This is a genomic window from Undibacterium sp. SXout7W, from assembly GCF_049339385.1.
In the GTDB taxonomy this organism is placed as follows: Bacteria; Pseudomonadota; Gammaproteobacteria; order Burkholderiales; family Burkholderiaceae_D; genus Undibacterium.
The window spans coordinates 59,138-80,819 of record NZ_JBMPPF010000002.1 but is presented as its reverse complement, the minus strand read 5'-3'; the positions used below and the strand labels follow the sequence as shown (position 1 = coordinate 80,819).

At 46.4% G+C, this 21,682-nt stretch carries 17 protein-coding genes; 4 read left to right on the top strand and 13 right to left on the bottom strand.

Features of this window, described 5'->3' with window-relative positions; translation table 11 throughout:
• Nucleotides 1–23 precede the first annotated feature (23 nt).
• Both ACO0LB_RS02760 and ACO0LB_RS02755 read left to right on the top strand, forming a co-directional pair.
• Nucleotides 24–2,156 carry a sensor histidine kinase gene (locus tag ACO0LB_RS02760; RefSeq protein WP_423046261.1) on the top strand — a complete coding sequence of 711 codons (2,133 nt, stop codon included), beginning with the start codon at nucleotides 24–26 and terminating at the stop codon, nucleotides 2,154–2,156.
• A gap of 33 nt (nucleotides 2,157–2,189) precedes the next feature.
• On the top strand, nucleotides 2,190–2,876 hold the full coding sequence (locus ACO0LB_RS02755; protein WP_423046259.1) for a riboflavin synthase subunit alpha: 687 nt from the start codon (nucleotides 2,190–2,192) through the stop codon (nucleotides 2,874–2,876).
• A gap of 37 nt (nucleotides 2,877–2,913) precedes the next feature.
• Here the strand turns inward: ACO0LB_RS02755 and ACO0LB_RS02750 are convergent, their stop codons facing one another.
• From ACO0LB_RS02750 to ACO0LB_RS02740, 3 genes are all read right to left on the bottom strand, one after another.
• Nucleotides 2,914–3,414, bottom strand: a complete 501-nt coding sequence (locus ACO0LB_RS02750; protein ID WP_423046257.1) for a cupin domain-containing protein — start codon at nucleotides 3,412–3,414, stop codon at nucleotides 2,914–2,916.
• A gap of 48 nt (nucleotides 3,415–3,462) precedes the next feature.
• Entirely contained in the window at nucleotides 3,463–3,849 is a 387-nt protein-coding gene (locus ACO0LB_RS02745; RefSeq protein WP_423046255.1) for a carboxymuconolactone decarboxylase family protein, read from the bottom strand.
• 79 nt (nucleotides 3,850–3,928) lie between these two features.
• Nucleotides 3,929–4,804 carry a substrate-binding periplasmic protein gene (locus ACO0LB_RS02740; RefSeq protein ID WP_423046253.1) on the bottom strand — a complete coding sequence of 292 codons (876 nt, stop codon included), beginning with the start codon at nucleotides 4,802–4,804 and terminating at the stop codon, nucleotides 3,929–3,931.
• Between the two features lie 234 nt (nucleotides 4,805–5,038).
• On the opposite strand from ACO0LB_RS02740, the gene ACO0LB_RS02735 reads away from it, so the two are divergent.
• On the top strand, nucleotides 5,039–6,550 hold the full coding sequence (locus ACO0LB_RS02735; RefSeq protein ID WP_423046251.1) for a DUF3369 domain-containing protein: 1,512 nt from the start codon (nucleotides 5,039–5,041) through the stop codon (nucleotides 6,548–6,550).
• A gap of 147 nt (nucleotides 6,551–6,697) precedes the next feature.
• Here the strand turns inward: ACO0LB_RS02735 and ACO0LB_RS02730 are convergent, their stop codons facing one another.
• Entirely contained in the window at nucleotides 6,698–8,635 is a 1,938-nt protein-coding gene (locus tag ACO0LB_RS02730) for a GAF domain-containing sensor histidine kinase (RefSeq protein WP_423046249.1), read from the bottom strand.
• Nucleotides 8,636–8,849: 214 nt separating this feature from the next.
• Entirely contained in the window at nucleotides 8,850–9,308 is a 459-nt protein-coding gene (locus tag ACO0LB_RS02725) for an Lrp/AsnC ligand binding domain-containing protein (protein WP_110254407.1), read from the bottom strand.
• A 149-nt stretch (nucleotides 9,309–9,457) separates the two neighbouring features.
• Here ACO0LB_RS02725 and putA point away from each other — a divergent pair, with 149 nt between their 5' ends.
• Nucleotides 9,458–13,162 carry a trifunctional transcriptional regulator/proline dehydrogenase/L-glutamate gamma-semialdehyde dehydrogenase gene (putA, locus tag ACO0LB_RS02720; protein WP_423046247.1) on the top strand — a complete coding sequence of 1,235 codons (3,705 nt, stop codon included), beginning with the start codon at nucleotides 9,458–9,460 and terminating at the stop codon, nucleotides 13,160–13,162.
• Between the two features lie 493 nt (nucleotides 13,163–13,655).
• Here the strand turns inward: putA and ACO0LB_RS02715 are convergent, their stop codons facing one another.
• The 8 genes from ACO0LB_RS02715 to ACO0LB_RS02680 form a co-directional block, all read right to left on the bottom strand.
• Nucleotides 13,656–14,183: a DUF2059 domain-containing protein gene (locus tag ACO0LB_RS02715; protein WP_423046245.1), complete on the bottom strand. Its 528-nt coding sequence runs from the start codon at nucleotides 14,181–14,183 to the stop codon at nucleotides 13,656–13,658.
• Nucleotides 14,184–15,167: 984 nt separating this feature from the next.
• Nucleotides 15,168–16,298 carry a hypothetical protein gene (locus ACO0LB_RS02710; RefSeq protein WP_423046243.1) on the bottom strand — a complete coding sequence of 377 codons (1,131 nt, stop codon included), beginning with the start codon at nucleotides 16,296–16,298 and terminating at the stop codon, nucleotides 15,168–15,170.
• Nucleotides 16,299–16,315: 17 nt separating this feature from the next.
• Nucleotides 16,316–17,530: a DUF3419 family protein gene (locus ACO0LB_RS02705; RefSeq protein WP_423046241.1), complete on the bottom strand. Its 1,215-nt coding sequence runs from the start codon at nucleotides 17,528–17,530 to the stop codon at nucleotides 16,316–16,318.
• Nucleotides 17,531–17,686: 156 nt separating this feature from the next.
• Nucleotides 17,687–18,181 (bottom strand): hypothetical protein, encoded by a 495-nt coding sequence (locus ACO0LB_RS02700; protein WP_423046239.1) that lies wholly within the window; start codon nucleotides 18,179–18,181, stop codon nucleotides 17,687–17,689.
• A gap of 164 nt (nucleotides 18,182–18,345) precedes the next feature.
• Nucleotides 18,346–19,815: a glycerol kinase GlpK gene (gene glpK, locus ACO0LB_RS02695; protein ID WP_423046237.1), complete on the bottom strand. Its 1,470-nt coding sequence runs from the start codon at nucleotides 19,813–19,815 to the stop codon at nucleotides 18,346–18,348.
• Nucleotides 19,816–19,977: 162 nt separating this feature from the next.
• Nucleotides 19,978–20,436 carry an FKBP-type peptidyl-prolyl cis-trans isomerase gene (locus ACO0LB_RS02690; RefSeq protein ID WP_423046235.1) on the bottom strand — a complete coding sequence of 153 codons (459 nt, stop codon included), beginning with the start codon at nucleotides 20,434–20,436 and terminating at the stop codon, nucleotides 19,978–19,980.
• A gap of 82 nt (nucleotides 20,437–20,518) precedes the next feature.
• The gene (locus ACO0LB_RS02685; protein WP_423046234.1) at nucleotides 20,519–20,785 is read right to left on the bottom strand and encodes a hypothetical protein; all 267 of its coding nucleotides are present in this window, start codon (nucleotides 20,783–20,785) and stop codon (nucleotides 20,519–20,521) included.
• Entirely contained in the window at nucleotides 20,785–21,522 is a 738-nt protein-coding gene (locus tag ACO0LB_RS02680) for a substrate-binding periplasmic protein (protein ID WP_423046232.1), read from the bottom strand. The genes ACO0LB_RS02685 and ACO0LB_RS02680 overlap by 1 nt, the downstream gene beginning before the upstream one ends.
• Nucleotides 21,523–21,682 lie beyond the last annotated feature (160 nt).

The following is a 21,682-nucleotide window of genomic DNA, read 5'->3' as shown; positions in this document are numbered from 1 at the left end:
CTTGATAGTCTGACACTGCATTAATGAAACGTTCACGACCACAGTCTGTTACAGATCGATCGAACTTGCCACAAAATGGATTGCCACTGAAGATGTTTTTGCGCCAGTCAACTTATCTCAGAATTTCGCTGCTGCTGGCATTGTGTCTGCTGTTAAGCCAGCAATTAGTCTCTGCTGCGGTAAAGTTAAGCGACAAAACCGGCAAGCTCGCTCTGCATTCCAAGTTTGAACTGTTTGAGGATAAACAAGCACAACTGACGATCAACGATGTTGCAGCACCTGATTTTTCCAGCCAATTCCAGCCTTTATCCGGCAACCTGAGCGCGTCTTACAGCAAGTCTGCTTTCTGGCTACGCTTGAAATTACAAAGAGAAAACCTCTCGGCGCCACAACAATGGCTGATCGAACTGACGCCGGTGATGCTCGATGATATACAGCTCTATATCCCCAAAAAAGACGGCACGACCGAACGGCATAAGGCTGGTGATCGTATCCCTTTTTCAGCACTCGAAATTCAACATCGTTTTCCGACTTTTTTGATTGATATACCGGATACGGATGAGCACGTTGTTTATCTGCGCATACAAAGTACCAGTTCTGTCTTTTTACGTGCCACGTTATGGTCTCCGATCGGTTTTGCTGAAGAATCGAATCTGACCTCGAATATGATGGGCATCTATTACGGCATTATGCTGGCAATGATCGTATACAACCTGATGCTGGCGACTTCCTACCGCGATATGTCGCTGCTGTTTTATCTGTTGCTGTCGGTGACGACACTGATCGCCGGTATGTCTGTCAATGGACATATTGGTATGTACATCGCCCCCGACTGGCCTTGGCTGGTCGATATCATGCCTGGCCTGATATCACCTGTCGTCATGCTGTGTACCTCGTTATTCATGACTAGTTTTTTACGGCTGAAAACCGGTATGCCGAAGATGTACCGGATATTCCGTTTCATGCAGCTACTCTCCGCTGCAGCATCGATCATCGCCTTGATGGGATACAACCATTTGATTGCACCCTACGTCCAGTCTCTCGGTTTTGTACAAATTATCCTGATATTTCCTGTCAGTCTGATTTGTGGCTGGCGCGGTAACAGGACTGGCTATATTGTGTTCATCGCGTCCACAGCATGGATGATCGGTGTATTGATGCTGACCATGCGCAATCTTGGCCTGGTCGAACCCAGTCGCCTGACCGATTATGGCTTTCAGGTAGGCTCGGCACTGGAAGTCATCCTGCTGGCACTGGCGCAAGCAGACCGCATCAATTTACTCAAAAGAGAAAGAGCCCAGGCACAGGCACAATTGCTGGCGATGTCCCAGCGCTCGGAACAGGAGCTTGATGCAATAGTCAAACAAAGGACTTCCGAGCTTGCCGATGCAGTCACGCGCCTGCAAAAACTGGACAAGGAAAAAAACGAATTTCTGGGAATTGCTGCGCATGATCTGAAAAATCCCTTGACCAGCATCATCGGAATGAGTGATCTGCTGCATAAACTGGATAAACAACTACCAGAAGTGCAGCGTCATCAATATCTGGAGCGTATCAGCCACAGCGGGCAACGAATGATGCACATCATCACCAATCTGCTTGATGTGAATGCCCTTGAAACCGGGCATTTGCACCTGAAGCACGAAGCCGTGGATCTGCATCAGGTTCTGGCTGATGTCAGTCAACAATACGGCGATATGTTATTGGCAAAAGAATTAAAGCTGGTACTGTCAACAGCAACCGACCCCGTGGTTGTCAAAGCCGATCCTGATGCGGTAGCACAGCTTTTTGATAATCTTATTTCCAATGCGATTAAATACTCTCCGCTGGGTAAATCGATCTGGCTCAGCATCAGCACGTATCAAGATATGGGACGCTTACAGGTGCGTGATGAAGGACCGGGCTTGTCAAAACAGGATCAGGCACATCTGTTTGAAAAATTTACCCGCTTATCGCCAATACCAACCGCCGGTGAGCACTCCAGCGGTCTTGGTCTGTTCATTGTAAAAAAGCTCAGTGAGGTCTTCGGTGGACGTATCCATTGCGATAGTGAAATCGGACAAGGCTGCACCTTTACCGTCGATATTCCCTTAATGATGGCTGCTGAGATGCTTGCTGACTCAGCAAACGACGCGATCGCTTACAATCACGGCTGACTGCATTCATCCACCTCTTTTTTTATCTCATTTATGTTCACTGGTATCGTACAAGGTGTCGCCAGCATCGCCGACATGACAGACAAAACGGGTCTGCGCACATTGACACTGGCATTTCCACCCCACTTCACCACTGGCCTTGAAATCGGCGCCAGTGTCGCTGTAGATGGCGTCTGCCTGACCGTCACAGCATTACATGGCGACCATGCTGCAGAGTTTGATGTCATGCAACAAAGTCTGAATATCACTACATTAGGAAGCTACCAGCTTAATCATCGGGTGAATGTAGAAAGAGCCGCTAGGGATGGTGCCGAAATCGGTGGACATCCTTTATCCGGTCATATTGATTTTACGGCGCAAGTGGCCCAGATACGCGAGCTGGAAAATAATTACGTGATCCGGATTGCGGTACCGCCAGAATGGCTGAAATATATCTTTGCAAAAGGCTATATCGCTATCAATGGTGCGAGTCTGACGATTGCCGAAGTCAATAAACAAGAATCCTGGTTTGAAGTCTGGCTGATTCCCGAAACATTGCGTATGACGGTTTTTGCAGACAAAAAAGCCGGAGCCAGCCTGAATATCGAAATCGAACGCAGCACACAAGTCATCGTCGATACCGTGCAGACCGTGCTGGAAGAAAGACTGGGGCCGTTGATGCCCGCATTAGAAGCACTGCTGGCGCAACAATCTCAGTCCGTAAAAGATCTGATCGCCTGATCAATATCTGATCACACACTGAGGCTTCATCCGCCTCTCAGGCATCTTCACTCTCCCAGTAGTCCATCGTAGCCGCCTTGTTGTAGCCTTCTCCGGCAAGGCGGACGCTGATGCGATTGGAATCAGGGTACACAATCACATCATGCGGATTACGCTCACCAATCAACAAATACCGACAGACGGCATCTGTATGATTGAACAGACTGTGTCCGGCTTTTTGTCCCGCAGGAAAAACAACATAGCTACCTGCCTGCATCAGATAAGTCTTGTCACCTAAACGTAAGGTCAAAGCACCGTCAAGTATCATCAATTGCTCTTCTTCGAGGTGATGGTAATGATGCGGGCATGCCTGCTTGCCCGGTGAGAGTTCTTCCATGCAAACACCAACATGCGAACAACCACCAAATTCACCCAATTGCCGATAACGACTGGCAAAACGCTCACCATGAGAAAATGTTTGCCATTCCACGTCCTCAATCAGAAATGGCTCAACATTTCCGCTCGTATTGATGGATGAATGTTTTTTGTTGTCGCTCATGAACTGACTTTCTGACCAATGTAATGGACCATACAAGCAGATTGCGGATCAGAGAGGATCGATTTTTCCCATGTCGCTCAATACTTCATGTGCCGATCGGAAAGCATCGATGGCCAGCGGCATGCCGCAATAGACACTGGAATGCAATAACACCTCTTGTATCTCTTTCATCGTCGCGCCATTATTTACCGCGCCACGGACATGCCCTTTGATTTCATGCGAACGACCCAGCGCCGTCAGCATGGAGATGGTGATCAGACTTTTTGTTTTTAAATCCAATCCATCACGACACCACACTGTACCCCAGGCATTGCGAGTAATAAATTCTTGCAAGGGCGTATTAAAGGCATCAAGATTGCTGAAAGCCTTTTCAACAAAAGCATCACCCATCACTTTTGTACGCACTGCCAAACCATCTTCAAATTGCTGATCCATCTCTGACTTTCATGAAAAATTACTGTTGCAACTATCAGGTATGCCGACCTCGGAAACACATGCCCATTTATATTCATTCTCACTGACGCCGCCGGTACTTGTCGATCAATAAGAGACGGGCAATGTCTGCATTGACATGGCGTTTGAAAATTGCTTCCATGCTGCCATCTTCATGCATCTCCCGCAGTACCTGTTCTATACGCATCGCGAGTTGGCTGCTGACACGGAATTTGGAAATAACCATACCACCTGTTCCGGTCTCTACCGGAAACCAGTCCTGAACCCTTGCATTATAAAGAAATTCCTTCTGTGCCTGATGTTGCGCCCAGGTAGTAGGTAACGCAATAATGGCATCCACTCTGCCAGCCTTAAAAATCCGGAACAGAGTACTCACATCAGCAACTTCAATTACCCGCTTTTGCAAGCGCATTTTATCGAGCCAGTCATCAATTTTATAACCATGCTGGAAGGATTTAACTACTGCGATTTTCAGCTGCGTCTCCGCCAGAAAACTATCGGGCGTGGAAGAAGGCAACGTCAGATGTTTTTGTATCAAAACATAATTATGTGACGATAAATAAGGAAAAAACATGGCATATTTTTCTCGCTCAGGGTTAGGAATACCTGACATCGTGATATCAATCAGCCCCTTTTCCATCTGTGACCAAATTCTTGCACGTGACTCCAGAACCGTATCAAAGCGACAGGTAGTCCTTTTTTCAAGTTCGGTTACGATATCTTTGTCGATACCGGTATAGCTGCCATCCTGCTGCTGATAGTACAAAGCACCGTGTTCATAAAATGCCAGTTTCAAAGAGCCGCAAGGACTATCGTCTCCAGTTAATGTCACTGCTTTTGCTGGCAACATCGATATCAGAATCAAGACCAGCGCCATAGCCGTCGTCGCTAACCATGCCGCATTCCATGCAGGAATATTGTTTTTTTGTATCAACATAACTTTTCACCAACATAATCCGTATCGACTATCGTTCTGCAATGCAATCGGTACCAGTATTTTTATCTGTAACCTGAATAACATACCGTACAGAAGTGAAAGCAATCGTTAAAACAAGTTAAAAACCCTGCCAATTGAACGAATTACTTTGTAGAAAATATGGGCTCAAGACTAGAATCAAGATAGCCTGCTATGCCATTGGCGTTACATCTTTCAACAGATCGGAAAAACATCATGTCGTTTCTGCAACCGGATTCTCCCCGACAGCCACCGTGGAAAGTATTACTGGTCGATGATGAACCTGATATTCATGATGTAACAAAACTGACCTTAAACCGCTTTAAACTTGATGGCCGTCCTTTGGCATTTCTGGATGCGTACAGTGGAAAAGAAGCGAAAGAAATTCTTTTGCGCGAGCCAGATATTGCCTTAGTATTTTTAGACGTCGTCATGGAAACAGAAGACGCAGGTTTGGAAGTTGCGCGCTGGATGCGACAGGAACTGGGCAATCATTTCACGCGTGTTGTGCTACGTACCGGACAACCGGGACAAGCACCGGAAGAAAGTGTCATCGTTGAGTACGACATCAATGACTATAAAGAAAAAACTGAATTAGACCGCAAAAAACTCTTCACTACGACGTTCGCCGCATTACGTGGTTATCGCGACATTATGACGGTCGAAGATGCTCGCCGTTTTCAATCTACCTACCGGGAAGGTCTGGAGCGCGTCATTGAAGCCTCCACGCATATTTTCAAACAGCGCAATTTGTATGATTTTGCCCACGGCTTGCTGCAACAGGTCGTGGCGCTGCTGCAAATGGAAAACAGCATGCTGGTAAGGTTACGTGGTACATCGGGTATTACGGGCGAAGACAAATATGAAGTACTGGCTCAGATTGGTGATCTTGATCACGAAGATCAGATTTTTAACGCCACACTGATAGAACAACTTGACGAAACTTGCATCAATCGTATTTCAAGATTGTATGGTGATACCTATGTTGGTTATTTTCCCAACGACAGCGGCAAGACCTCTTTGCTGGTGCTACAAGGTGTTCACGACGTATCGGAAGTTGATACCAAATTACTGGAGATTTTTTCGTCTGGTGTCGCAATTGCGTTCGACAATATTTTATTGAATCAGGAAATCACCGATACACAGAGCGAGTTGATTATGCGTCTTGGTGATGTTGTTGAATCTCGCTCGCATGAAGCTGGCAACCATGTCCGGCGCATGTCTGAAGTCTGCTATCTGATTGCGATTGAATCCGGTATGGATAAAGCCGAAGCAGCCATCCTCAAACAGGCTGCGCCTATGCATGATATCGGCAAAATTGCGACGCCTGATGCTGTTCTGCTGAAACCTGGAAAACTCGATCTGAGCGAATGGGAAATCATGAAACAGCATCCTGATGTAGGCCTGTCGATACTGGATGGTTCACATCGTCCGATTCTGCGTGCCGCAGCCATCATCGCGCATCAACATCATGAAAAATTTGATGGCAGTGGTTATCCGCAAGGATTAAGAGGTGAAGAAATTCATCCGTTTGCGCGCATTGTAGCTGCAGCAGATGTATTCGATGCATTGATCCAAAAACGCTGCTATAAGCCGGCGTGGCCCATCGACGACGTACTCAAACATATGCAGGAAGTATCAGGCTCCCATCTGGATCCTTTGTATGTCGATATTCTGGTTAAACATGTTGATCAGGCATTGGCAATCAACAAACATTATCCTGACTGAGCGGGTCATTATCCGTTTTGACGATGTGATGTAGTCACGCGATGTGGCGATGTGACCATACGATATGGTCACAAATAAATGCTGAATGAATACATAAAATATCAACAGAAAAAATCCTGATGTTCGGATGGCAGAATCAGGATTTTATTATTTTCGGACGCGAGGAAAACGCATCTGATATGTCAGCCCGCAGCCAGGTGGACTGCTGACTTTGAGTTGACCTGCTAATGCACCTGTCACCAGATTATAAGAAATATGTGTGCCAAGACCACTTCCGCCCTGACCGCGTTTGGTTGTGAAAAATGGTTCGAATAATTTTTCCATCGCTTCCGCATCTACACCGATGCCATCATCTGCATAAGTCATCTCGACCACATCATTTTCCTGATGTGCTGTAATGAATATCTGCCCTTTTTCACGACCTTCAAAACCATGTATCAGTGAATTCGTCAGCATATTGGTTAATATCTGCGAAATAGCTCCGGGATAAGTTTTCATATCAATTCCAACAGGGCAATTCAGTGTAACGGTGTAGTTTTTTCCCTTTAACTTTGGTTGCAGCGACAGCAGCACTTCATCCAGATAAATACGTAAATCAAATTGACGGATGTCTTCAGAAGATTGATCCACCGCCACCTGTTTAAAACTTCTGACCAGGGCCGCACCACGTTGTGCATTGGTCGTCATGATGCGTAGCGATTGCTGAAAAATATCAAAAAATTCCAGCAAACCCTGTTCGTTCAATTTTCCCTGTGCAAATTCCTTACGCATCAGTGACAGCTCTTCCACCATATGGCTGGTCGCCGTCACACAAATACCAAGTGGTGTATTAATCTCATGTGCAATACCTGCCACCAGACGTCCAAGTGAAGCAAGTTTTTCCTGGTTGACCAATTCTGCCTGCGCCTTTTTTAAGGCATCCAGCGTATGGGAGAGCATCATGTTTTGCTGTTCCAGTGCGGCTTTGGCAATACGGATTTCTTCATCAACCTTCATCCGGGCAAATGCAGAAGCGACATGATTTGCCACGAAGGCCAACAGGTTTCTGTCGGCTTCGGTGTAAGTTAACGACGTGTCATAACTTTGTATGACGATGACCCCATACACGGTGCTATCGACCATCAGCGGAGCGCCAACCCAGCTGTAGGTATCCAGATTTCCCAGTACTTTGATTTTTCCAGTATCAATCAACTGCAATAATTCGTTACGGTTAATCAGCAAAGCCTGCTTTTGTTGCATGACATAAGAACTGATGCCAGCGCCCATAGGAAATCGCATTCCGGAAAAAGCATTCAGATCTTTTTCATCAACAATATATTCAATGCTGAATTCCTGTGATTCCGGATGAAATAATGCCACCAAAAAATTACGCACTTGTACCAGTTGGCTGATGATGCCTTGCAATTGCTCAAATTTTTTATCGTTCGGTGCAACCGTAATAAATAGCTCGGCAATCTGTAGTAACACGCGCTGTAAGGTCTCGGCTTTTTTTCGTTCTTCCACCTCATGTTCCAGCATAAATGTTCGCTCACGTACAGCCTGTTCCAGACGATCTACACTGATTGCGCTGTGCAATGCGGATGACACATGTGCAGCAATCAGACCAAACAATTTTTGGTCACCCTGCGTAAACAAATGCTTCTTGTCATAACTTTGCACCACCATCACACCGATCACGTCTCGCTGGTGATCAAATAAAGGGTAACCCATCCAGTGCTCGGCCCGGGTGCCAGTGCCCCAGACTTTATCGCCATGTAAATGGGTAGCATCTTCTTCAGCAGTCATAATCAAAGGCTGACGATGAAAAATCACCCAGGAAGTAGGTGATTCATTGGGCGACGCTAAAGGAAATTCTTGTTCAGGGTCAAGTGGAGGATCGCGCTCATCGACGTCGTAGACAAAACGGATCGTGTTTTTACTGGCATCAAATAACGCGACAAAAAAATTGGCCGCGTACATTACACGACCAATTTTCTGATGCACGATAGTAATAAATTCAACAAGATCACTGCCAGAAGCAGATATCTTGTTGATATCCAGGACAATTTGCTGCACTGCTTCAAGACGTTCCAGACGCGTATTCATCGGACTATCCCAATAATCTCTGCATAATGCAGATACTGTTCATCTCGATCAGCCAACACCGTAATGCCATACGATTTAACAGATGCAACTCAAATATCAGCGATTCATACATGACGCAGATATCGCCGATGTTTGTCTTCTGTCACTGCTTACCACCACTTCTCGCTGCGTATATCATCCGCTTCAACAAGATGCTGATAAACGGGGAGCGAATTTATTTGATAGGCAGGCAGCTGGTATTTTTGACTTCTTCCATAACCGCATAAGTATGCGTTTCACGCACACCGTTCAGCTGTAACAGCGACTTACCAAGAAAATCCCGGTACGCATTCATATCCTTGACGCGCGCCTTGACGAGGTAATCAAAGCCACCAGCGACCATGTGACATTCCAGCACTTCAGGAATTGCCTGTACGCCACGACGAAACGCATCAAATACATCGGGTGTTGTGCGGTCCAGCACTACTTCGATAAACACCAGCAATGCCACATCCAATAAATGTGGATTAAGCTGGGCGGTATATCCCAGTATGTAGCCTGATTCCTGCAGTTTGCGTACACGTTCCAGGCAGGCTGCAGGCGAAAGGTTCACTCGCGTTGCCAGTTCTACATTACTGATACGGCCGTCATTTTGTAATTCGGCCAGAATTCTTTTACTGATTTTGTCGAGCATAAGAAGTCAAAAAAGATGAGATGGATGGTTAATAAAATTCGGGATAATTTTCTCACAAAATAGAAAATTCCGATATAAGTTCTTATTTCCAGAATTAATCATAGAAGACTCTCTATACAATCAAATCTAATTCGTTTTGACCAATTTTTATGATTGTGACTACCGTGACTTCTACTTATATCCCGTTTGCCGCTCTGCAAGCTGAACTGTTATCAGCACCGTCCACGTTAAGAAATGCAATAACGCAAGCTTACCGCCGAAACGAGATTGATGCAGTAAATTGGCTGCTGACGGAGATTAATCCACATACCAATCAGCAACAGCAAGTCAGCACTCTGGCGCATAAACTGGTCAGTTCGGTACGTCAGCAACGAACACGCGCCTCCGGAGTCGATGCGCTGATGCATGAATTTTCATTGTCGTCAGAAGAAGGAATTGCGCTGATGTGTCTCGCCGAGGCACTGTTGCGCATTCCTGACTATCAGACAGCAGACCGCCTGATCGCAGACAAAATCAGCAAGGGTGACTGGAGCAAGCATCTGGGCGAATCACCATCGCTGTTTGTGAATGCCGCCACATGGGGCTTACTGGTGACTGGAAAACTGGTTGGAACCAATAGCGAACAGGGCCTGGGTTCAGCCTTGACGCGTCTGATCGCCAAGGGCGGTGAACCTTTGATACGCAAAGGGGTGGATCTGGCAATGCGTATGCTGGGAAATCAGTTTGTCACTGGTCAAACCATCGAAGAAGCGATCAAGAATAGTCTGGACAATGAAAAACGTGGTTATCGCTATTCGTATGACATGTTAGGCGAAGCAGCACTGACGGCAAAAGATGCTGCGTTTTACTATCAGGCTTACAAAACGGCGATCCATGTGATCGGCAAAGCATCAAACGGGCGTGGAGTGAAAGAAGGGCCTGGAATATCCGTCAAATTATCCGCTCTGCATCCACGCTATTCACGTGCACAGCGCGAACGCACAATGCAGGAATTGTTACCGTTACTGAAAAATTTACTATTGCTGACCAAGCAATACAATATCGGTCTGAACATTGATGCAGAAGAAACCGACCGGTTGGAACTCTCACTCGATCTGATGGAAGCACTGGCCTTCGATCCTGATCTGAAGGGCTTTTCAGGCATAGGTTTTGTGGTACAGGCATATCAAAAACGTTGCCCGTTTGTGATTGATTATCTGATTGATCTGGCACGTCGTAGTGATAGCAAATTCATGATACGACTGGTCAAGGGAGCATATTGGGATGCTGAAATTAAACGTGCGCAAGTCGATGGAATGAGTGAGTTTCCGGTATACACCCGCAAGGTATATACCGACTTGTCTTACCTGACCTGCGCACAAAAATTACTTGCAGCAACCGATGTCATTTATCCACAATTTGCCACCCATAATGCGCTGACACTCTCGACAATTTATACCTGGGCACAACAAGCTGGCATTACTGATTATGAATTCCAATGTCTGCACGGCATGGGCGAAACGTTATACGACCAGGTTGTCGGAAAAGATAAAATGGACAAGCCCTGCCGTATCTATGCACCTGTCGGTTCCCATCAGACCTTGTTGGCATATCTGGTGCGCCGCTTACTGGAAAATGGTGCAAATTCGTCATTCGTCAATCAGATTGTGGACGAAAACATTTCTATCGATTCATTGATTGCAGACCCGATTGTCATATCCCGCGAGCTCGGCGGCAAACCCCATACAGGTATTTCATTGCCACGCCATTTGTTTGGCAGCGAGCGACATAATTCTGCCGGGATTGATTTATCGAATGAACTCGAATTAAAAAGAATTGCCACACATTTTGCGGAATATAGCCAGCATCAGATCACGGCGATGCCGCTGTTAGGTAGCAGACCTATAGCAGAAAAATCAGATGGTGGCAGTGCGGCAAAGCATCTGAGTGACACAAATACTGCGCGGCCGGTTCTGAATCCGGCAAAACATACCGATCAGGTTGGCAGCGTCATTGAAGCCACCAGCGAGGATGTGCAAACTGCATTACATGCGGCAGAACAATATGCGATGGACTGGCAAACAACGGCGCCATCAGAACGTGCTGCCATCTTGAAAAGAGCGGGTGATTTGCTAGAAGCACATTTGCTTGATTTTATGGCGCTGGCAATTCGTGAAGCGGGTAAATCCTTGCCAAACGCGGTGGCAGAAGTGCGCGAAGCAATTGACTTTCTGCGTTATTACGCAGCACAGGTAGAAGGTCTGCCAAATACGCAGGCACTGGGTCCGGTGGTCTGTATCAGTCCATGGAATTTTCCGTTGGCGATCTTTCTCGGTGAAGTCAGCGCCGCTCTGGCTTCTGGTAATGTGGTGCTGGCTAAACCAGCTGAACAAACGCCCTTGATTGCCTATCGCGCGATACAACTGTTGCACGAGGCGGGTGTTCCGACAGGTGCACTGCAATTCCTGCCAGGCAGCGGTGAAATCGTGGGTGCGCAACTGGTCTCCGACCGTCGTGTGAAAGGCGTCATTTTTACAGGTTCAACAGAAGTCGCCCAGATCATCAACCGTACGCTGGCAAAGCGTGCTGTGGGCGAGGGCATCGACATTCCCCTCATCGCTGAAACCGGTGGCCAGAATGCCATGATTGTTGACAGTAGTGCCTTGCCTGAACAAGTCGTCAATGATGTATTGTCATCTGCCTTTGATAGCGCCGGGCAGCGCTGTTCTGCCTTGCGTATATTGTGCCTGCAAGACGACATCGCCGATAAAACCATCGAAATGTTACACGGTGCAATGCAGGAACTGCGCATAGGTTTGCCGGATCAATTGGCAACCGATATTGGCCCTGTGATTGATGCTGAAGCACAACAGCAATTGCAAGCACATATCGATGCCATGCGTTTGCATGCAGGCTCCATCTATTCATTGGAATTATCTGCTCAATGTCAGCAAGGAACCTTCGTGGCACCGACAGTGCTGGAAATACGCTCGCTGGATGAACTGAAAAAAGAAGTATTCGGACCGGTTCTGCATATTTTGCGTTACCGTCGCGATGAGCTGCCACAATTGATTGATCAGATTAACGGAACAGGTTTTGGCCTGACATTGGGCATTCACTCCCGTATTGATGAAACCATACAATTTGTGATTGATCATGCGCATGTCGGCAATATCTACGTCAATCGTAATATTGTCGGTGCCGTTGTCGGTGTTCAGCCTTTTGGTGGAGAAGGTAAATCCGGCACAGGTCCCAAAGCAGGTGGTCCCTTGTATTTGCGCCGTCTACAGCGCAATCCACAATCTGGCCTGAGCGGACATACGGTCTATGAAAGACAATCACCGCCAGCACTGGAAGCACTCTTAGTCTGGGCACAAGAGCAAGGTCACCAGAAAATGCGTGATCTGGGTGAACAATATATTCATCAGAATCCATATAAAGTCACACAAGTGTTGCCTGGCCCTACTGGTGAGCGTAATACACTGTCATTTGCACCACGTGGGAGAATTTTCTGTGCTGCCAGCAGCGTCAATCATTTAATTAACCAACTGGCAGCCACGCTGGCTACGGGCAATATTCCGGTCTTACCAGAAACGACGTTCAATCTGGTTCCTACAGGTTTGCCTGCCTCAGTAAAAAATCTGATGATCCAGGCTGAAGCAGAGGAAAGCGGGGCCCAAATTGCATTAGTCGATGGAAAGCTGCTGCATGAATATCAATTGCGCTTTGCCATGCTGAATGAGGCGATTGTGTCTGTCATTGAAACACATGAAGCGACTAAAATACCTTTATGGCGTCTGGTCGCTGAGCGTGCTGTATGTATCAACACGACGGCTGCTGGCGGTAATGCAAGCTTAATGACACTAGAAAACTGATCGTCTTGCCATCGTCATTTCAATATAAAAAACCGCCATACGGCGGTTTTTTTTCGAATACTAAAAGCCATCATAAAAATAATCCACAGCATATACCCTAGTTTTACAGCTTTTTTTCACAGAGTTATACCCAAACTTACTCAAACAAATTAAATAGATTTAATGCCAAATAAAGTGATAATCATGAAAAATACTGACTTTTAAAAACTTATTCACAAGAACATATGATTTTATACAGTAAGCTTACAGGCGGAATATTTTTGGTACTTATCTTGCTTTTGATAGTTTGGCGTTGAATATGAGCAAAAAATAATCGTATTACCGGACAAAGCTAATTTTGCTAGCTGATTAAAAACAGTTATTCACTACTTATTCTTTGTTTATACAGGCAATATCCACAATCTTATTCAATACAGATAAATTAATTTAAATGAACATGACGTAATTTAGATTAAAAATAAAAGAGGATGAAAACTTATCCACAAAATTAGTATTACTCTGGTTTATTTTTTTGTGTTTTTTTATCGATTTCAAGCAATTCTGTCTGTAGCTCTTTCGAAATGACCATGATTTTTTCCATGATTGGTTCCATCTTCTTTTGCATGACACTCATTGTCTGCTGCATCACTACAGGCATTTTTTGTACATATGCCTGTCCTGCTGGAGATTGATAAAAAGCAGTGATGCCATCAACATCTTCCTGGCTCAGAGAATTATTATAAATTTCAATCAGCGCGGGCTCCATATGCTCCCAGCTCATTTCCTGCTTGTAGATAACAATCAACTTATCCCTGAAGTGATCGAGTACCTCTTGCTTTTCTTTGCTGACTGGCTGGCCTTTAGACACTGTTTGCTGGGCATTTTTGAGTATCTGATCCAGTTGCCCTTCCATATTGCGTATCAGAGACTTTGAGTTTGCCGCAGCAAACAGTGTTTTCAATGATTCTTCTGTCGGTTTTGCTGCTTCTGCACCATTTGCCAGCAAAGTTCCTATCAGTAACAACGCATGCCAGAGTTTCATTTTTATCCTGAAGATTTGGTCGATGACGAATTCTAATGGAATTTGGAGGCGCTGTTTTTTTGGTTTTTTTGCCCTGTGAATACCTTTAAATTGAATAACTTTATATAAAAATAGTAGTAATTGTTAACGTGATAAAGCTTCTGTGGATAAGTCGGTTTACATCCACAGAATCAACTGTTTACGAAATTGATAAACTGGTGAAAAAACGTTGTATATCCACAGGAGAAAATCTGCACAAATATTTTAGTGAGAGCGATATAGATCCTTGCTCACAATGTGTACAGTGGATATTGACCGAGTTATCCACATAAAAAAATGTAAAAGTGTGGTTTTTTAGTGAAAATACTTCTGTAAAACAGCGATTTTTCAAAAAAATTGGCTTTGCCGCGTCATTCCATGTGTGTTTTTGCCACATTGAAATGATTTAGTCACTGATACGGCTAGCAATATTGCTACAAAGAATATGTTTTTCATCTGGTTTTCAGGTTGTTGACTCTGAACCCCATTACAAGAAAAAAAATTGTCCGCAGATATGTCGTCTTTATTTAAAAGTCGACAGATATAAATTCGTAATGGATATTTTTTAGCGTTCAGGCTTTCAAAATGAAAAGTATGGCTGTCGATAAATACTTTGAACTGACTTAATCGTTTTTTGATCTTTGAAAAGAGTGATATCAAGATAAAAAGAGCGGTTTTGTTGAAAAATCAGGAATGCGGTTTACTTATATAACTTAGTTTATATATACATAGTAATAGTAGTTAACGTCGCTATATTTTGTGGATAAGTCCTGTTTTATTCACAGAAACAATGACTTAAAAGAAGTATATGTCGCCTGATAAGCCTTGTACTGTCCTGTAATAGTTTTGGGATAAAAAAACGCCTGAGGACAAGTAACTGACTTTTCCCCAATTTTGGTTGGGGATATGCAGAGACTTATCCACACGACTTTTGGTTGAAATTGATGCTATTAAAGTAGGAATTGTTTATTGATCTGCACGAGTCAGCAGGGTGGGAGCGCAGGTTTGTAGCAGAGTTTTGAATGCCTGATGGCTGCTACGAGGGATGGCGGGAAGGTGCTGCGTATATATTGCGGTATATTCCAATGCAGCAACGCCGCCGCGTGCGCGTTTGAATCTGGCCGCACCTGAGCTGTAATGGAGTCGCAGATGCCGTTGTCTGGCTTGTTGTAGCAGGATGGCCATCAGACGTCGATATAAGCCCAGTTCCTGCGGCAGGCTGGTATCGTAGCCGATCAGTGGGGTTGTGATCCAGCCGCTGTCTGGATGGGCATATAAGCCGAGTACACCAACCCATTGTTCTTGCCAACGCAGGCCGATCAGTTCCAGAAAACTGGTTTCCAGGCAGAGTTCAAAAAATGCAGGACTGAAGTCAGGGTTCAGATGAGAATGTTTGTCTATGAATAATTGTCTGAAAACTTTGCGCAAGCCAGGTAAATCACTGGGATGGATATTATCCTGATAGACAATTTCTACCTCAGGCTGACGTAGCAAACGGGCATCTTGCTTGACGTGATTGTGTTTCCAGACGCCGTTTTCTTGTGGATCACACAGGTAAACCATTCTGGAAGGAATCATATGCCAGCCTAGTTTGCAGAGTATCTGATGCAGTTCCGGATTCACCGCTGGGCAAATATTGCGCATCATCAACGGGCGTTCTGAATAGGTTCCTGTCAGTTGCATGGTCATTTCCAGCATATCCTGATGATTCCATGCCGGATACAGATTGGTGGAGATCAAATGATTGCCGATAATCGCTGCCTGATCGAGTCTGGCGCCTTTCAGCAGGGCCGATACCGGGCATGACGCCAGTTGCAAGGCTGTTTTCATGGCAGTGGTCAGCCAGCTGCCGGATTGAGGGAGCTGGCGTAAAGCTTCCTGTTGGGCATAACGCAGCCAGGTCGAACGCGGGCTGGAGACATAGCTTTCCTGCCATCCGCTTTGCTCCAGCAAGCTGATCGGAATATTGTGTCCGGCAATAGTGACGCTGTCGATCTGGCAATGGGTATTACTTACCCAGTGTTGACCACCACGCGAGCGCGCAGTTAAGAGCCATAAGGCGTCCGCTAACTGGCGTGGAGGAAGTAAATGACTCAAACTGATCAATCCGGTATTCAGCGTTTGATGTACAGATGCATGCCACCATAGATTGCCGAGCGATCAGTCGCGTACAGGCGGCGATTGTGTTCCGTATCAGTTGTCCACGCGGATAAGAGATTCGCTGGTAGCTGATGTTCCAAAGGAGATGCTTCCCCCCCTGTACGGAAAACGACTTTGGCTCCCGGTGCAGCGGTACGGGTCACTTCTTGCCAGAGTTCGCTGATTTGCTGTTGATCCATCCAGTCCTGTGCATCCAGGAACAAATAGGCATCCATAGAGCCGCGCGGTTGTTGCTGCAAAAATGCAGTCAATGTGGTGTGGTGCGCATGCAGGCGATCGATGTTGCGCTTCAGGCGATAAAAATGCTGTTGCTGCAAATACATGGGTAATGCTGTTTGCTGGTGGGTGTTATAGCGACGGCCGAATGCCTGTTGCGCAAAACAATTCTGTTCCAGCGGAAAATCACAGGCCAGATGACGCATTCTTTCTTTGAACAGCAGATGCAAACCGTGACTGGCATCCCGTTTTAATGCCTCAAACTGAGACGGTGGAATACCCAGGCTGTACAGTGCCAGCGGCTGACGCGCGATGAATTTGAACAGGCGCGTTTCAAATACCGGTGCGACATGTTGCTCAAATAATTGCGCTTGTTCCTGCAGATTACGGGCTTCCAGCAATTTGCTCATATCGCCACCCATCATGCGTACAAAAAAATGGGCGAAGCCGATAAATTGCCCCAGCAAGCCATGCTGATAAGCCTGATTGCTGAAATAGTGGTAACGCGCTTTACCACTCAGTGAACGACTTTCCCAGAAATGCGATGCATCTTCGGATAAATGTGTCCGGATATGGCGTTGATAACGTTTGATGTTATCGGATTGACTTGCATCGCCTAAAAATGCCAATACGGCATCGTAATCTGGCAGATGTTTGATGGCTTTTTGCTTGATATCAAGCATCGCCAGATGTGCTGCATTCAGATCAACTGCGTGCACGGCAGCTGGCTCTGCGGATAAATAAGCCAACGCATTACAGCCACCAGAGGAAATAGTCAGAATATTTGCACCCGGACGCAATTGCAGTGCATCCAGATCGGATTGTGGATCTTCCCAGATTTGTGCGTACACAAGACGGCTGAACCAGTGTGCAAAGAGCTTGTCGGCAATGCCTTTTCTGCCCGATGTGGTGGAATTAAATACAGCACTATCAATCAAGGCTTTGCTCGACATATCAGTCTCCGGTCTGGTCTGTAATTACTGTGAATACGGAAACTGTAAGTTTGTCAGGTGACAGGCAGGTGACAGGCTGATGAAGAATTGATGAAAAAACACATAAAACAACTATGTATAGGATGAAATTTTCTGACGTCTGTTGAAAGGCACGCTTTATTGCGGCGATTGAGGGGAATTTTGCTTGTTTTGAGACGCATTGCTCACATCAACATCACTGACATTGCCATCACGATCATGCCGTATCGACAAACGACGACGGCGTGCCTGGATGAATAACAATAATTGATATGCAAAATAGAGTGAAGCCAGTACTGGCATGGAGGCAACCAGTATCCATAAACCACCAGCGAGTGGAACAGGGCCAGACCAAACCTGGATAGGCACATCTGCTTTCCCATTCTTGTTACTGGCTGTTTTTTCTGGCACGGTCATTTTTGGTGTGTCAATCTGCACGCCCTGGGTTTGCTTTGGAGACTCATCCGGCGTGACAACGAAAAAAGAAGGCGTTGCCTGTTCGGTGCTGGCAGCACTGGTTACACGAACGCTGCTGCCATTCATATCAGGTGTAGCTGCAGAGGTTGCAATAACGGCAGAAGAGCTGAGAGTCAGCATTGGAACAGCCAGCATCAGGGCAAACTTGGATTTCATCAAGGTAATCAGAAGTGAATGAACAAGACAGAGAAACGATCAAAAAGAGATCAAAAAGAGATCAAAAAGAGATCAAAAAAAGGACAACGACAGGGGCAATAACAAGTAAGGCATTGTATGCCTGCCGGCCGCCATTTTATCCACAATTGATGACGGATGCGGGGTCAACGTACACGTTTTACCGCGACTTCCCATTTTTCCATCAGATTCAGCGCTTCTGCTCTGGGCATGGTGGGGATAAACTCTCTATCAATTTGCCAGAGTGCGGCGCATTCTGCGGTATTGTGAAAAATCCCTGCACCAATACCAGCCAGATAGGCGGCACCGAGCGCGGTTGTTTCCGTAATACGTGGTCGAATGACAGGAATTCCCAGCAGATTTGCCTGAAACTGGAGTAGCAAATTATTTGCAGCTGCGCCGCCATCGACGCGTAGTTCAGTGATGGGGGATACTGCATCCAGGATCATGGCCTGCAATAGTGCAGTACTTTGAAAAGCAATGGATTCCAGCGCTGCGCGGGCGATATGGGCAACGGTGCTGCCACGGCTGAGCCCGACAATTGCACCTTTGGCGTCCGGTACCCAGTAAGGTGCACCTAATCCAGTGAACGAGGGCACAAAGACTACGCCACCAGAGTCCGGTACGCTGGCCGCGAGTTGTTCTACATCCGGCGAATGTTGTATTGCTTTGAGCCCATCGCGTAGCCACTGCACCACAGCACCACCAATAAAGACGCTGCCTTCCAGTGCATATTGCGCTTGAGTCCCAGTCTGGCAGGCGACCGTGCTGATGAGCCCATTATGCGATACCGGCGCCACATTACCGGTATGCATCAGCATGAAGCAGCCAGTGCCATAGGTATTTTTTGCCATACCGGGAGTAAAGCAGGCTTGACCAAACAAGGCTGCCTGCTGATCTCCTGCCATGCCGGTGATGGCAATCGGTGATCCGAACACGCTGGTTGTTCCGAAATGACTGGCGGATGGCTGAACTTCCGGCAGGATTGCGTCTGGAATCGTGAACCAGTTCAGCAGATCATGATCCCATTGGCCCGTATGTATATTGAACAACATCGTACGCGATGCATTGCTGACATCCGTGACATGCAGTTCACCTGCGCTGAGTTGCCACGCCAGCCATGTATCGATGGTACCGAAGGCCAGTTCACCACGTTCAGCCCGGGCGCGTACGCCGGGAACATGATCCAGCAGCCATGTGAGTTTGCTGGCAGAAAAATACGGATCGAGGATCAGGCCGGTTTTTTCCTGAATCGCAGTGGCATATCCTTGCGCACGAAGCTGGTCACAGTAGCTGGCCGTACGGCGATCTTGCCAGACGATCGCGTTGTACACTGGCTGACCGGTTTTTTTATCCCACAATACCGTGGTTTCGCGCTGATTGGTAATGCCAATGGCAGCAAGATCGCTGACTGGCAAACCTGCCTGTTGTATTACTTGTTGGCATGTGGCTAGCTGGGTTTGCCAGATATCGATTGGATCATGTTCAACCCAGCCAGGTTGTGGAAAGAGTTGCCTGAATTCCTGCTGTGCTGAGGCAACGATCTGACCCCGGTGATCAAAGATGATACTGCGTGAACTGGAAGTACCTTGGTCAAGTGCAAGCAGATAAGTCATGTTGATTTCCGTGCAGAGTATTTATTCAGGACTGATGCCAAACCGCCGCAGTGGGGTGATGGCTTCTTACGGTACAACCCGTTACACGCTTCATATAAGCTGTGTATAAGTCGGTGCTGGTTTCCCCGCTGGCCTCGCAAGAATCATTTTTTTTTTGTGCTGTTATTGTTTAATTTCCAGTAATTCCACGTCAAAAATCAGTGTCGCATTTGGAGGTATCACGCCACCTGCGCCGCGTGCGCCATAAGCAAGGTCTGCCGGAATAATCAGGGTGCGTTTTCCACCTGCCTTCATCCCTGCCACACCAAGATCCCAGCCCTTGATCACACGACCCGTTCCCAGCAAAAAGCCGAAAGGCGCTTTGCCACGGGAACTGTCAAACTGCGTGCCACGTTCATTTTTAGCTAAAGGATCATACAGCCAGCCGGTGTAATGAACCCGTACAAAATTACCGCTGATGGCAGCCATGCCATTTCCAGGTTGCAGATCAATTTTTTTCAATCCTTCAGCGGTGACGATCACCTGAGCATCGTTTTTTTGCGGCGTTTGTGATGTTTGCGCCAGGACGGTAGCGGTGAATGTGGACAGGCAGAGGAGTGCAGCAAGCAGGCGGGATGTCATTGGGAATTTCCTTGTGGTACTGATAGATAAAATGAAAGAAGAGAGATGAACAATCGCGAAAACAGTCGCAGTATATTTCTGGTTATTTTTGCCGCGAATGCTGCAATTTTTTTTCAAAGGCAACATCGAGTTGGCTGACTCTTTTGGGTGCCTGTTTTTGCAGGCCGTTGACGAAGGCGACAAAATCATCCATTTCCATGGCGTCACAAATCACTTCGCTCGCATGACCTTCCACTGACAGAGTCAGATAAAAACGCCCGTCTGCCATGCTAACCATGGAGTAACGAGCGTTATTACTGCGTTCTTTGAGTCGTTGTACTGCGTTACTGGCTTTGGTTGAACGTGCCATTACTTGCTTCCATATTTACGTAAAATTTTTTCCATCGTTCCGTCATTATCGATGTCTTTATTCAGTTTGTTGTACAACTCTATTTTTTGTTTATCCATGTGAATATTGCACAGCATATTCAGTTCTATACTTTTGTAGCGGGCAGCACGAACGATATCTGCGTAAACCCCTTGCTGTTGCGCAATCACCATGCCATGTAGTTCAGACACAATCCAGTAATCGATTCTTCCATTGACGAGCAAGCGAGGATTATCCTCATCCTGGCTGGCGAACAGGATTTTGTATCCTTGTTCCGTCAGTTGCAGCCCGGTCGCTGCATTTTTATAGGAGCCGATCGGATACGGTTTCGCATCTTCAAATGTTTTTAACTGACGATGATCACTTTTTCTGCCGTAAAGAACCCAGTTGTCCGTAATGAGCGGGCCAACCCACCTAAAGAAATTTTCTCGTTCCGGAGTTCGGCGAAAGCCAAACAGGCAGGTGTTGTCTTCATTTGCTGTGGCGTGCAGACCTCGTGCCAGCGACGTGCTGGTGATGCTACTGGTATCGCCGGCACGTTTGATGATTTCCTGAATTTTCTCCGTCAGGATTCCCTGAATTTCACCGTTTTTGATATCAGTATGTGAAAAAGGGGCGAATTCCTGAATGATCAGTTTGATATTTTCTGCCTGTGTCCACGCGGGAAGACATGCTATACAAACAGCAACGCCGGCAGATACGATGTTTAATCGTGACACATGCAACCTCAACAGTTTTTCTGAATCCTTTGAAATATACCGCTGAATCTGCTTCGCAGATAGGTATCTGTGACAATTTCATTGTTTTTTATAAAACGAAATACGACAGCGAGGTAGTGTTCAGCGTAGTTGAATTTCCCGGGTACGGCATGCTCGGTCT